The organism is Rahnella sp. PD4 (assembly GCF_049199325.1).
GTDB lineage: Bacteria > Pseudomonadota > Gammaproteobacteria > Enterobacterales > Enterobacteriaceae > Rahnella > Rahnella perminowiae.
Genome location: NZ_JBLZQF010000003.1, coordinates 53,013 through 66,775, shown reverse-complemented (window position 1 = coordinate 66,775; position 13,763 = coordinate 53,013). Strand labels below are relative to the sequence as shown.

Annotated in this window: 11 protein-coding genes; 6 read left to right on the top strand and 5 right to left on the bottom strand. The window is 51.6% G+C overall.

The window, feature by feature from the left end; translation table 11 throughout:
- Nucleotides 1-547 precede the first annotated feature (547 nt).
- Nucleotides 548-1,264, top strand: coding sequence for a two-component system response regulator ArcA (gene arcA, locus ACOZIO_RS09230; protein ID WP_013577079.1), 717 nt, complete (start codon nt 548-550; stop codon nt 1,262-1,264).
- A gap of 91 nt (nt 1,265-1,355) precedes the next feature.
- On the opposite strand, the gene creA is transcribed toward arcA, so the two are convergent.
- Nucleotides 1,356-1,838: a protein CreA gene (gene creA / locus ACOZIO_RS09225; RefSeq protein WP_421595204.1), complete on the bottom strand. Its 483-nt coding sequence runs from the start codon at nt 1,836-1,838 to the stop codon at nt 1,356-1,358.
- A 208-nt stretch (nt 1,839-2,046) separates the two neighbouring features.
- Between creA and robA the strand changes: the two genes are divergently transcribed.
- Complete coding sequence (robA, locus tag ACOZIO_RS09220; RefSeq protein WP_129953261.1) at nt 2,047-2,910, top strand: MDR efflux pump AcrAB transcriptional activator RobA; 864 nt, start codon at nt 2,047-2,049, stop codon at nt 2,908-2,910.
- 12 nt (nt 2,911-2,922) lie between these two features.
- On the opposite strand, the gene gpmB is transcribed toward robA, so the two are convergent.
- The gene (gpmB, locus tag ACOZIO_RS09215; RefSeq protein ID WP_421595203.1) at nt 2,923-3,570 is read right to left on the bottom strand and encodes a 2,3-diphosphoglycerate-dependent phosphoglycerate mutase GpmB; all 648 of its coding nucleotides are present in this window, start codon (nt 3,568-3,570) and stop codon (nt 2,923-2,925) included.
- Between the two features lie 51 nt (nt 3,571-3,621).
- On the opposite strand from gpmB, the gene yjjX reads away from it, so the two are divergent.
- Nucleotides 3,622-4,155 carry an inosine/xanthosine triphosphatase gene (yjjX, locus tag ACOZIO_RS09210; RefSeq protein WP_047609789.1) on the top strand — a complete coding sequence of 178 codons (534 nt, stop codon included), beginning with the start codon at nt 3,622-3,624 and terminating at the stop codon, nt 4,153-4,155.
- A gap of 22 nt (nt 4,156-4,177) precedes the next feature.
- On the opposite strand, the gene trpR is transcribed toward yjjX, so the two are convergent.
- Nucleotides 4,178-4,513: a trp operon repressor gene (trpR, locus tag ACOZIO_RS09205; protein ID WP_129953263.1), complete on the bottom strand. Its 336-nt coding sequence runs from the start codon at nt 4,511-4,513 to the stop codon at nt 4,178-4,180.
- Nucleotides 4,514-4,569: 56 nt separating this feature from the next.
- The gene (gene sltY, locus ACOZIO_RS09200) at nt 4,570-6,498 is read right to left on the bottom strand and encodes a murein transglycosylase (protein WP_129953264.1); all 1,929 of its coding nucleotides are present in this window, start codon (nt 6,496-6,498) and stop codon (nt 4,570-4,572) included.
- A 584-nt stretch (nt 6,499-7,082) separates the two neighbouring features.
- Here sltY and ACOZIO_RS09195 point away from each other — a divergent pair.
- From ACOZIO_RS09195 to ettA, 3 genes are all read left to right on the top strand, one after another.
- The gene (locus tag ACOZIO_RS09195; protein WP_421595202.1) at nt 7,083-9,821 is read left to right on the top strand and encodes a cation-transporting P-type ATPase; all 2,739 of its coding nucleotides are present in this window, start codon (nt 7,083-7,085) and stop codon (nt 9,819-9,821) included.
- Between the two features lie 333 nt (nt 9,822-10,154).
- Nucleotides 10,155-10,835, top strand: coding sequence for a transcriptional regulator RcsA (gene rcsA, locus ACOZIO_RS09190; protein ID WP_129953266.1), 681 nt, complete (start codon nt 10,155-10,157; stop codon nt 10,833-10,835).
- A 203-nt stretch (nt 10,836-11,038) separates the two neighbouring features.
- Complete coding sequence (ettA, locus tag ACOZIO_RS09185) at nt 11,039-12,706, top strand: energy-dependent translational throttle protein EttA (protein ID WP_129953267.1); 1,668 nt, start codon at nt 11,039-11,041, stop codon at nt 12,704-12,706.
- A 63-nt stretch (nt 12,707-12,769) separates the two neighbouring features.
- On the opposite strand, the gene ACOZIO_RS09180 is transcribed toward ettA, so the two are convergent.
- The gene (locus ACOZIO_RS09180; RefSeq protein WP_129953268.1) at nt 12,770-13,678 is read right to left on the bottom strand and encodes a LysR family transcriptional regulator; all 909 of its coding nucleotides are present in this window, start codon (nt 13,676-13,678) and stop codon (nt 12,770-12,772) included.
- Nucleotides 13,679-13,763 lie beyond the last annotated feature (85 nt).

Here is a 13,763-nt window from a genome sequence, read left to right as displayed (position 1 = left end):
ATATATTCCTTTATTTTATCGGAAAAGCTTAATCGACAGGTAAAAAAGCGGCTGGTCAGGATAAGCATACGAAGTTAAAAAATTAGTCATTATTTTTCATATGGATATATAATAAGGATACATACAGATTTTGCATTTATCTTTGTTTCTTCATCATTTGCTGAATCGTGTACAATAAAGGGCGAAATGTGACTCAAGCGTGCATTCTTGTAAGTGTTTTTCACTGTTCTGTTACCGTGCTACAATTGAACTTGATATATGTCAACAAACCGTAATTTTGTTGGGTGGTAATTTCGGCACTGGCTGTTATATTGCTGTTAATAGGGTTAGGATATGCGCCGCTTTAGGACCCCGTGGAACTGCAGAAAGTGGAATCCCTGACCGAGCTTGCGATGTTGTTGCCGTTGATGGAAATTGCATCGAGAACGCGTTTACGTACTTTAGTCATGTAACGAGTGAGATGGCCAATAAGGCATCAAAATTCATTGGGATAACAAGGACTTCTGTACTCCTATTTTCTATTTGTTGGCAATCTTAGGTAGCAATCATGCAGACCCCTCACATTCTGATCGTCGAAGACGAGTTAGTGACACGTAATACGTTAAAGAGCATTTTTGAAGCAGAAGGCTACATGGTTCATGAAGCCAATGATGGCGCTGAAATGCACCACATTCTCTCCGAAAATGACATCAATCTGGTTATCATGGACATCAACCTGCCAGGCAAAAATGGCCTGCTGCTGGCACGCGAACTGCGCGAACAAGCCAGCGTTGCTTTGATGTTCCTGACCGGCCGCGACAACGAAGTAGATAAAATTTTGGGTCTGGAAATCGGCGCTGATGACTACATCACCAAGCCATTCAACCCGCGTGAACTGACCATCCGCGCACGCAATCTGCTGTCCCGTACGATGAACCTGGGTACTACCGGTGAAGAACGTCGTCTGGTTGAAAGCTACAAATTCAATGGCTGGGAACTCGATATTAACAGCCGTTCACTGATTAGCCCGCAGGGCGAACAGTACAAATTACCGCGCAGTGAATTCCGCGCCATGCTGCATTTCTGTGAAAACCCAGGCAAAATCCAGACCCGTGGCGACTTGCTGAAGAAAATGACCGGCCGCGAGCTGAAACCTCATGACCGTACTGTTGACGTGACGATCCGCCGCATTCGTAAGCATTTCGAAGCAACGCCGGATACGCCGGAAATCATCGCCACCATCCATGGTGAAGGCTACCGTTTCTGCGGTGACCTGGAAGACTGATACAGAAGGTTGCCAACCGCTCTGTAGTCAATGTGATAAAACGTTAAAGGCCAGCGAAAGCTGGCCTTTTGATTGGGATCCCCACTGAAACTCAGGGTTCAATGTGTCCCCACGGAATGATCGGCACCGCACTGAGTGCGTTTTTCGGTGACCCGTCCACGACTTTATCGGAATAGCTCAGGTAGATAAGCGCATTGCGTTTGTCATCATAAAAACGCACAACCTGAAGCTTTTTAAACACCAGAGAAGTCCGTTTCTGGAAAACCACGGTGCCTTTGTCTTTCCCCTGCTTAATCTTATCGCTGAGATCAATAGGTCCTACCTGCTGGCAGGAAATCGCCGCATCGGACGTATCTTCGGCCAGACCGAGTCCGCCCTTAATTCCGCCGGTTTTGGCACGACTGATATAACAAGTTACATTTTTAATATCAGGATCATCAAAGGCCTCAACCACAATTTTATGGTCCGGACCGAATAACTTGAAGACTGTATCCACCGATCCTACTTGCTCTGCGTGTGCTGCTCCGGAACAAAAAACAAACATCCCAAACACAAAAATCCAACATTTATTCATTAAGTTACTCCACATCATTAGCATGACGTTGTTTTCTAAAGAAACCCTAATCAGAAAGCGTGCATTCACACTTTTTGAAGGAAATACTCTGTAACACCTGTGAATAGCACAGATAGCCAAAAAATTCTTAAGAAGTCTTATCGGGAAAAAGTTGCTATTATGCCGCCCATCATTCTGTGCATCTATCTTAGTTCAACGAGGACGATCTATGGATCAAGCAGGAATCATTCGTGACCTTCTTAGCTGGTTAGAAACCCATTTAGACCAGCCCTTGTCACTCGACAACGTCGCAGCCAAGGCCGGCTATTCCAAGTGGCACCTGCAGCGCATGTTTAAAGACGTCACTAATAATGCCATTGGCGCTTATATTCGTGCCCGCCGTCTGTCGAAAGCGGCTGTTGCTTTGCGCCTCACCAGTCGCCCGATTTTAGATATCGCCCTTCAGTACCGTTTTGACTCTCAACAAACGTTTACCCGGGCTTTCAAAAAACAGTTCGCACAGACGCCAGCACTGTATCGTCGTGCTGAAGACTGGCATTCATTTGGTATTTGCCCGCCTATCCGCCTGGGTGCATTCACACTGCCGCAACCCGAATATATCTCCCTGCCGGAACAGCATCTGATCGGCATGACGCAAAGCTATTCATGTACGCTGGAGCAAATCACCACGTACCGCAACGAGATGCGTCGACATTTCTGGCGTCAATATATTGGCGAAGCGAAAACGCTGCCACCTATTCTTTATGGCCTGCACCATTCTCGTCCAAGCCAGGAGAAAGATGATGAGCAGGAAGTCTTGTACACAACAGCGCTGGAAGCTCAGCACCTGCCTGAAAACGTTGAAGGTCAGCCGATTGTGTTACAGCACGGTGAATATGCCATGTTCCACTACGATGGCACACCGGAGCATCTGCAGGAGTTTATTCTGACGTTGTACAGCACCTGTCTGCCAACGTTGAAACTGACTCGCAGAAAGGGACAGGATATCGAACGCTTTTACACCAATGGCCGTGATCCAGGCACCGAGCCAACTGAAATACGGTGTGATTACCTGATCCCAATCCGCCGCTAACGCCTCCCGGCGTTAGCGTTGCAACTCGTCTAGCGCGGGCAGATCAAGATGTGATACATCGCCCGCCGTTTCCACAATCCAGCCATTTGCCAGCCATGCGCTTTGCTGATGATCGACACGCGACAATGAACAGTTACGCAGACGCAGGCGACGTTCCGCATACGCCGGCAATCCGAGGATCGTACTGATCAGACAGCCCAGCGCAATACCGTGGCTGACCAGCAGCGGCTTGCTTCCCGCCGGTAAATCCAGACAGCTGTCAAGCGCGGCACGCATACGCACGGCCAGTTCAGTCATCGTTTCACCTTCGGGGATACGCCCTTTTGGTGAACCATCGACCATTTGCTTACGCCATGTTTCTTCCTGCTCCGTCAGGCCATCCAGAATACGTTCTTCCAGCACGCCCATATGCAGTTCGCGCAAACGGGGCTCCTCGATCACTTTACACCCACAGGCATCAGCAATAATCTGCGCCGTGTGGCGGGTTCGTCCTAAATCACTGGTGATAACGTGAGTGATCCCTTCATTACGTACGCGCTGAGCAACCTGACGGGCCTGATAAAGGCCTTTGGCCGTCAGCGGACTGTCTGACTGCCCCTGAATACGGCGGGCGGCGTTCCATTCTGTTTCGCCATGACGGACGAGATATACCTGTAACATGAGTGTTTTCCGTTATACTGCGTGAAATTTGCTAAAGGATGCTAAAACTCTATGTATCATGTTGTCGCTGCAACCACTAACCCGGCAAAAATCAAAGCGATCGCCATGGCTTTTGAAGATATTTTCGGCGCTGAGGCATTTCGCATTGAAGGTGTTGACGTCGACAGTGGCGTACCCAATCAACCTATCGGCAGTAATGAAACCCGGACCGGAGCGCGCCATCGTGTTATCGGCGCACGTCAGGTTCGTCCCGAAGCTGACTTCTGGGTCGGCGTAGAAGCGGGTATCGAAGACAATATGACCTTCGCCTGGATGGTCATTGAGAATATGCACCAGCGCGGCGAATCACGTTCAGCCAGTTTAATGTTACCTGAAATCATTTTACAGGGGATTAACCAGGGCAGCGAACTGGGAGATGAAATGGAAAAACTGACGGGCATTGCAGAAGTGAAGCGCAAAGGCGGCGCCATCGGCATTTTTACCGCCGGAAAACTGACACGTACCAGCGTTTATCATCAGGCGCTGGTGCTGGCTTTAGCACCTTTCCATAATCCGGTTTATCAAACCCGCGCACAGACCCATTGAATTTAAGATTGATACGGGCGCTTTAGTCGCCCGTTTTGTCTTCAAGCAGTTGCCCGCTCAACCAATCCTTTAGCGCTGACGGTGCCGTTTTTAACCCATTCGATCCCCGGGTTATCGTGGCGATACCGGCGCCCAGCTGGCTTTTCAGCTCACGCTGACTCATCTCCCCCCGCATCAGCTCCTGAATTATACGTACCCGCGTTCCCAGCGCGGCGCGCTCGTCGGGTGTCAGAAGCAGTTGCAGCAGATCCTGATGCAGATTTTCAGCAAAAGATTGCTGTAGCAGTGCCAGAAAGCACTGCCAGTCCTCATTACCTTGTTGGGAAAGAGCAGGGTCAGTGATGGATCGTTGAGTCATGAGCGGGCTGCCATACTATTAAACTAGTACAGCAGCTTATCATAAACACTTCGGGATCAGTAACGCCTCTGCCATTCGGCATCCGTCAAAATCTTGGCCGGTTGATGTAAAAAATAGCGATAAAACGCATCATATGCCAACACATTTTTAACATACCGGCGAGTTTCAGAGAAAGGGATACTCTCAATGAACGCGACCGAATCCACCCTGCCCGCGCTGTTGCCCAGCCAGGTATTCACACGGGAAGGCCCGGCGTTATAAGCGGCGCTGGATAAAATACGGTTGCGGCCAAACATCTGATAGACATATTCCAGATAGCGGGTGCCAATCGTGATATTCATTTGCGGATCCAGCAACTGTGCCGGATTGCTGTAACCCTGCAGGCCAAACATGTCCACAGTATGTTGCGCGGTGGCAGGCATCACCTGCATCAGACCGGCGGCTCCCACCGGTGAACGGGCTTTCGGATTCCACGCACTTTCCTGACGGGCAATCGCCATCGCGTAGCTTTGTGTGATGCCTTTGTCATTGGTGGCCTGACGGAATTCATCCGGCCACGCCAGCGGGAAACGCTCTTCCAGATAATCCCACAGCTTGCCGGTAATGGTCGCCTGTACACTGAGATCGGGCCATTTCTGCTCGAAAGCGTAACGTGCCAGTGCCGACTGCTGAGATTCAGGGCGGCTGCTGACCAGATAGCTCCACTCGGTCCGCGCCAGGTTGTCCATCTGCCAGTACATCAGCTCACGGACGCGGGCAACTTCCGGCAATTTAGCAATGCTGGCATCCGGTTTTACCGCGACAGAAATTTGCATCGGATAAGCCACATTGAGCTTCTGTGCTGCGGCCATCGGATAGAATCCGCGTCCCTTCATTAAGGTGCGCAGCATGGCCTCACCCTGCGGGCGCTGACCGTTATCGATCATGACTGACGCACGCCAGTATTGCCATTCATCTTCCTGAAGCGCATCCGATGGCAGACGATCCAGCCACTGCCTCAGCCCCTGACGATCGCCGGCGGCCAGCGCCATACGAATGCGACGCTCCACCAGTGTGGTGGAATGGCTGCGCAGAATGACGTTATCGCGCCATGCAGCCTGTTCCGGTGTGGCGTCGCTGCCCATATAGCGCCAGGCGACGGCTTCTTCCAGATCCAGACGTTCACTGTCACTCATCTTTTGCAGACGCGCGAGAACCGGGATCATCGAACGGGCATTTTCAGCATCATCACGGGCGATACGCGCAAACGTAACGCTGGTGGCATTACGGGTAAAATCAGTCGGCCCGACGCTGCGCGCAAAACTTTCAAGAGTATTCGGGTTATTTTGCAAATCCAGCAGCGCATCGCGCATAGTCTGATAATCCGGCGGTAATTGCTTTGCCAGGAAGTTCACCAGATTAGTATTGCCGGTTTTCATCGCCAGACCGATGCGTTGTAGCGTGGTCAGTGCGGTCTGGTTACCTGCGCCCTGCCAGACGGAAAACAGCTTATCGCAGGTGTTCGGCAATGAAGTGCCGGTAAGCCAGATATCTTTTGCGCCATCAAAGGCCGTTTTCTGATCGCCGGTGGCCCATTTGGCATAATAGTAGTTACAGCGGGCGGCAACCGGTTTCGGCGGCTGCGGGCTGAAAGACAACAAGCTGTTCCAGTCCTGACGGCGCGCCAGTTCGTTTACAAAACGTGCTGGCAGGGAACGCGCCGGAGGCAACGTCGGATTAGCCTTCACAAAGGCATTCACCTGCGCCGGAGTCGCATCGCCCAGCTCCTGCGTCAGTTGCCGGTATTCCAGATAAGGATAAAGGGGATAATCTTTCAGCGTTGGCATCAGCTCACTGACAACATCCATCTGATTATTATCCCACGCCTGTTTAATCTGCATATAGTGCTGGCGTTGCGCGTCCAGCGAGTCAGCTTTCGCCACGCCCGATACTGTTATCAGCAACACACTCATCGCCAGAGAGTGCCATTTGTCCACCTTGACCATACTTACCTTTATCCTCACGGGTTGTGCCGAACTGTTTTGCATTCTGTAGACAGCCACTACGCTAATCGATTCATTTTTAAAATTGAAGCGATGCAGGAACAGCATCACAAACTTTACACAGTGTGGTGCAAGCGACGGAGAGTTACCAGACAGCGGCAGATCTATTTTCTGTCACAGAATATCAGGCAGGAATAATTCCTCACCACAGGATATCCGTAATTAATTAGCGGGTATTATCCTGTAAAACCCCAATAGATAGCACCCTTACAGTTTCAAATTAAATAAACGCACTGACAAAACTAAGATTTACTTACCGTAATTTACGCAGGTATTTAATTTTTAAACAAACCCTAAATAAAAGGTAATTAATACCGAAAATCCTAATCCTCTTACCTGATTGTTTTTAAATATAAAAATTATTAACAGCCATGCAAAAAAACTATTTATTGGCTCAGATCAAATTTATCCGGAGATAATTAATTATGATCGCACCCTATGTAAAATTGATTTTTTGATATTCGCTATTTCTTCTTATGAAAGTGAAATATGAATAGCGGCTCAGCTCATCGCTTATGGAAAAGTAAATGACTCACTCAACTTCATCAGTAAAAACTAATGCCAGCCCTTCTTCTTCTGCCGCGACGGAAAACACAAACTGGTATCAGATTAGTGGTAACGACGCCATGCAGCGTCTGGGAACCGGCGAGAATGGCCTGACCCGGCATGATGCCAGCGAACGCCTGAAAGAGTACGGCCCCAATGCCCTGCCGGAAAAAGCGGCTAAAAGCGCCCTGATGCGTTTTCTGGCGCACTTCAATGATGTCCTGATTTATATCCTGCTTGCGGCGGCTATTGTGACAGGTGCCATGGGGCACTGGGTCGATACGCTGGTCATTCTGGGCGTGGCCGTCATCAATGCGCTGATTGGTTTTTTGCAGGAAAACAGCGCTGAAAAATCCCTGAAAAGCATTCAGAATATGCTGTCAAGTCAGGCAGTTGTCATGCGTGACGGCCAGATAGAAACCATCAACGCTGATCAACTGGTGCCTGGCGATATCGTACAGTTGCGCCCCGGTGACAAGATCCCGGCGGACTTGCGTATCATCAGTGCGCATAACCTGCAGGTCGAAGAAGCCATTCTGACGGGCGAATCCACCGTAGTGGTCAAAAACGCACAGGTCATTGACGATGAAGTCATGATCGGCGACCGCCATAACCTGTTGTTCTCCGGCACCATGATCAGTGGCGGTACCGCGACCGGTGTGGTCTGTGCCACCGGTAAAGACACAGAACTGGGTCACATCAACCAAATGATGTCGTCGATCACGCCACAGCGCACCCCGCTGCTGCAGCAAATCGACAAACTGGGCAAAGGCATTTTCGCCCTGATTTTGCTGATGATGGCATTCCTGTTTATTTTCGCCTTCATTCTGCGTGACATGCCGCTGGGCGAACTGTTGCTGTCGCTGATTAGCCTGGCCGTGGCCTCCGTGCCGGAAGGTTTACCGGCCATCATTTCCATCATCCTTTCTCTCGGTGTGCAAACGATGGCACGTAATCACGCCATTATCCGTAAGCTGCCAACGGTCGAAACACTCGGTTCTATGACAGTAATTTGCTCGGATAAAACCGGCACGCTGACCATGAATGAAATGACCGTGAAAGCCGTCATTCTGGCAGACCGCGCTTATCAGGTAGAAGGCGAAAGCTATCAGCCTAAAGGCCGGATTACTGACACGCAAAGCCGCAAGCAGATCGATGTTATCAATACACCTGTACTTAACACTTTCATCACCGCGGTAGATTTATGTAATGACAGCCAATTACTGCAGGACGATAAAGGCCACTGGGGCATAACCGGCGGCCCGACGTCCGGCGCACTGAAAGTGCTGGCGGCTAAATCAAACCTGAATACCGGTAAAGTCGAACCACTGGATAAAATTCCGTTCGATTCTAAACATAAATACATGTCCACCCTGCAACGTATCAATGGCAAAACCCGGTTGTTTGTGACCGGCGCACCGGACGTTCTGTTCTCCTTAGCCTCGCTTGAACTGACCGAAAACGGCGTGCAGCCTTTCCGCCGCGAATACTGGGAAGAAGAGATGGCGCGCTACGCCCGCCAGGGCCTGCGTATGGTTGCTGCGGCACTGAAAGATGAGCCGGAAATCGACGGCGACCTGAACCACAGTCATTTGCAACAGGGCCTGATTTTTGCCGGTATCGCCGGCATGATGGATCCGCCGCGCCCTGAAGCGATTGACGCGATTGCTCAGTGTCAGCAGGCCGGGATCCGCGTGAAGATGATCACCGGTGACCACCAGGAAACCGCGATGGCAATTGGCAAAATGCTGGGGATCGGCAACAGCGCAGACGCGATCACCGGTTACCAGCTCGAACATATGGACGATGCTGAACTGGCTGTGGCCGCCCGCCAGTACGATATTTTCGCCCGTACCAGCCCTGAGCATAAATTACGCCTGGTCAAGGCATTACAGGATAGCGGCGAAGTCGTTGGCATGACCGGCGACGGGGTCAACGATGCGCCCGCGCTGAAACAGGCTGACGTCGGCATTGCCATGGGCATTAAAGGCACCGAAGTGACCAAAGAAGCCGCTGATATGGTACTGACCGATGATAACTTCGCGACCATCGCCAGCGCCGTCAGAGAAGGTCGTCGCGTTTACGACAACCTGAAGAAAACCATTCTGTTTATCCTGCCGACCAACCTCGCGCAGGGGCTGCTGATTATCCTGGCGATTCTGGCCGGTGCGGTCATTCCGCTGACGCCGGTTCAGATCTTATGGATGAACATGGCAACATCGACCACGCTGTCCTTCGGTCTGGCCTTTGAGCCGGGCGAGAAAGGCATGATGACCCGCCGCCCGCGCGCACCGGGTCAGCACGTACTCGATCTGCATGCTGTCTGGCGTATTGCCTTCGTGGGCATTCTGATTGCCTGCAGTGCGTTCGTGCTGGAAGCCTGGATGCAACCGCGCGGTTACAGCAGCGATTTGATCCGCACCGTACTGCTGCAGACACTGGTCACCGCGCAGTGGGTGTATATGTTTAACTGCCGCGTGATGGATCGTTTCCCGCTGACGCGTGAAGTGTTTGTTAATAAAGGCTTGTGGGTAGTTTCCGCTGTCCTGCTGCTCCTGCAACTGGCGCTGATTTATCTGCCGGTCATGAACCAGCTGTTCGGCACCGTACCGATGCCGCTGAAATTCTGGGGCATCACGCTGGTAGTTGGCGCGATGATCTTCGTGATTGTCGAAATCGAGAAATGGCTGGTTAACCGCTTCATTCGCCAGAAAGCTTGATGATTTATCCGGATGCCGGGTTACCTTTTGTAGCCCGGCGTTTTACGATAAAAAATGTCATCATTCTGAAACTTTAATATTTTCCGCGCTCAATTCGTCTCAAAGATCTCACAAAACGTCCCAATGCCCGTTTTGCTGATTTACATCAATCCTTTACCGCCTTATTACTCTCGCCAGGGTATCCCTTTTCACAGCAAACGAATATTGCCGGCAACCATCAATTTTTACGGCAGTTTTTACAGGAATGCCCCATCGCTGTAGGACCAGTTTTATAAAAAACGAGCTCTCTGGCTGCTTTGCAGCCGAGCAGAAGCCAACAAACAGGTGAACACAATGTCATCGATGATTGTAGACAGATGCTATTACACGCAACTGGCATTGCATTCGTTATTGCAATTAAACGGACAACAGCAGAAAGACATTCTTTCGCTTAAGGATATCGACGAACTGCACGCGACATGCCATTCCCTGACGCCTGAAATCATCTTTGTGAATGAAGATTGCTTTACGTCTGATGCTCAGTCAGGCCACACCCTGCGGGATATGATAGACGCGCATCCCGGTACGCTGTTCTTTGTTTTCATTTCCAAAGAAAACCTGAATTATCAGAGCTATGTGCCGATCCGTAAAAACATCATTATTTTGTCCAAATCCATCCGGACAACCACCATTTATCAGCTGATTGCCCGTAACCTGCTGCTGTCACGCCCGGCAGAAGCGGAACAATTGTTGGATCTCACACCGGTCAGCCTGAGCCGGACTGAATCCAGTATTCTGAAAATGTGGATGTCAGGGCTGAACACAGAAAATATTTCCCAGCACCTGAATATCAAACAAAAAACGGTGGCGTCGCATAAAGGCAATATCAAGCGCAAAGTAAAAACGCAAAATAAACAGGCCATTTATCATGTTGTTAAACTCACCGATATTCTGACAACCGGGATGTTTGTCGGTCGCAACCGGCCACTGCGCCCGTCAGGCGAACCGGATGAATTCAACATTCCGTTTGGCTAATCTCTCCGCCACCTGCTACCCGCCGGCAACATTCTTGCCTTACTGTGAACCTGATGGTTGGGAACCCGGCTGAAACACGCTAAACTTCGCAGTCGGAACCCTTATCAGTCATGCCGCAGTCAGGCGGGGCTGACTTTAATTTGCCGCAGCGCCTGCCCTTCGCAGACAGCGCGCGGCCCGCAGAGAAAGAGGCTCAAAACAACGTGGCTCAATACGTATATTCCATGCATCGCCTCGGCAAAGTTGTTCCGCCGAAGCGTCATATTCTTAAGAACATCTCCCTGAGTTTCTTCCCTGGCGCTAAAATCGGTGTTCTGGGTCTGAACGGTTCGGGTAAATCCACCCTGCTGCGCATCATGGCCGGTATCGATACCGACATCGAAGGTGAAGCACGTCCGCAGCCTGATCTGAAAATCGGTTACCTGCCGCAGGAACCTCAGCTGAACATGGAACACACCGTGCGTGAGTCCGTGGAAGAAGCTGTTTCTGAAGTCGTTGGCGCGTTAAAACGTCTCGATGAAGTGTATGCACTGTACGCTGAGCCGGAAGCGGATTTCGATAAACTGGCGGCTGAACAGGGTAAGCTGGAAGAGATCATCCAGGCACACGATGGTCACAACCTCAACAGCCAGCTGGAACGTGCTGCTGATGCGCTGCGTCTGCCAGACTGGGATGCGAAAGTGGCTAACCTGTCCGGTGGTGAGCGCCGCCGTGTGGCACTTTGCCGCCTGCTGCTCGAAAAACCAGACATGCTGCTGCTCGACGAACCGACCAACCACCTGGATGCGGAATCCGTGGCATGGCTGGAACGCTTCCTGCACGACTTCGAAGGTACCGTGGTGGCAATTACCCACGACCGTTACTTCCTTGATAATGTGGCTGGCTGGATCCTCGAACTTGACCGCGGTGAAGGTATTCCGTGGGAAGGCAACTATTCCACCTGGCTGGAACAAAAAGACGAACGTCTGGCGCAGGAAGCCTCTTCCGAAGCCGCACGCCGTAAATCTATCGAGAAGGAACTGGAGTGGGTTCGTCAGGGCGCGAAAGGCCGTCAGTCTAAAGGCAAGGCCCGTCTGGCACGCTTTGAGGAGCTGAACAGCACCGAATACCAGAAACGTAACGAAACCAACGAACTGTTCATTCCACCGGGTCCCCGCCTGGGCGACAAAGTTGTCGAAGTGAAAAACCTGAGCAAGTCTTACGGTGATCGCATTCTGATCGACGACCTGTCCTTCTCCGTACCGAAAGGCGCGATCGTCGGGATTATCGGCCCGAACGGCGCCGGTAAATCAACGCTGTTCCGTATGATGTCAGGTCAGGAAGACGCTAACAGCGGCACCATCGAGCTGGGCGATACCGTGAAACTGGCGTCTGTGGATCAGTTCCGTGATTCAATGGATAACAGCAAAACCGTCTGGGAAGAAGTCTCCGGTGGTCAGGACATCATGCGCATAGGCACCACTGAAATGCCAAGCCGCGCCTACGTGGGCCGCTTTAACTTCAAAGGGGTTGATCAGGGCAAACGTGTTGGCGAACTGTCCGGTGGTGAACGTGGCCGTTTGCATCTGGCAAAACTGCTGCAGGTTGGCGGTAACATGTTGCTGCTCGATGAACCGACCAATGACCTCGACATCGAAACCCTGCGTGCACTGGAAAACGCCTTGCTGGAATTCCCGGGCTGCGCGATGGTCATTTCCCATGACCGCTGGTTCCTCGACCGTATCGCGACGCACATCCTCGATTATCAGGATGAAGGCAAAGTCGAGTTCTTCGAAGGTAACTTCACCGAATACGAAGAATACAAAAAACGGACTTTAGGTGCCGATGCGTTGGAACCAAAGCGCATTAAGTACAAAAAGATGATCAAATAATCATCTTCAGCCGAATATCAGGCCCGGAAACGGGCCTTTTTTATGGCGGCAATTCACTCAAATCTATCCCGTCAGCGCCTCGCTGTAGCTTTCTGAAAACCTATATTCTTCCAGCATAAACTCAATAAAACAGACCAGTGCCGGCGAATTCAGCTTTCGTCCCGGATAAACCAGATACAAATCATTCCCTTCTGCTTCCCATTCCGGCAACACGCGCACCAGCGTGCCTTTCGCGACTTCGTCATGGCATAAAAATGCAGGCAGCAATGTGATGCCTGCACCTGCCAGCGCGCACTCCCGCGCATACAGCAGATTGTCGGTGGTATGCGCCGAAGGCAGCAACCAGCGGTGCCAGGTATCGCCGCGATGCAGTACCCACTCAGACCACGCCCGGTGTGCGATGCAGTGATGCGACGCCAGTTGCTGCGGCGAATCCAGGGATGGCTGCTGTGCCAGATACGCCGGCGACGCCAGCAGGTAACGCGGGCTGTGCCCCAGTTCGCGGCCGATCAGCGAGGAATCCTGCGGTTTACCCGTACGCAAGGCGATATCAAACCCTTCCTGCACCAGATCGACCATCGCATCGGACACCGACACCTCCAGCGAAACATCCGGATAACGTTTCTGAAACTCGACGTTCATGCGCGCCAGTAACGTCGCCCCGAGCCCTGCCGGACTGGTGATCCGCAACCGCCCGCTCGGATTATCGCGTAACCGGCGGATGGCCAGCTCCGCCCTTTCGCTGGCCTGCATCATTTCCTGACAGTGGATCAGGTAACGTTCACCGGCAAACGTCAGATTCAGCTGGCGTGTGGTACGGTTAAGCAGGCGCAGTCCGACGGATTTCTCGAGCTGGCTGATACGCTGACTGACGCTGGATTTGGGCAAACCGGCCCGGCCGGCGGCCTGAGTAAAACTGCCGCATTCGGCCACCAGCGCAAACAGCGCCATATCCTGTAACTGCTTAAACATGATTGTTCACCTAAGACGAACACTTTGTTAGTTATTGTCCATCTTATCAGCTTCACGGATGCGGGCTAGACTTTGCGTATACCTA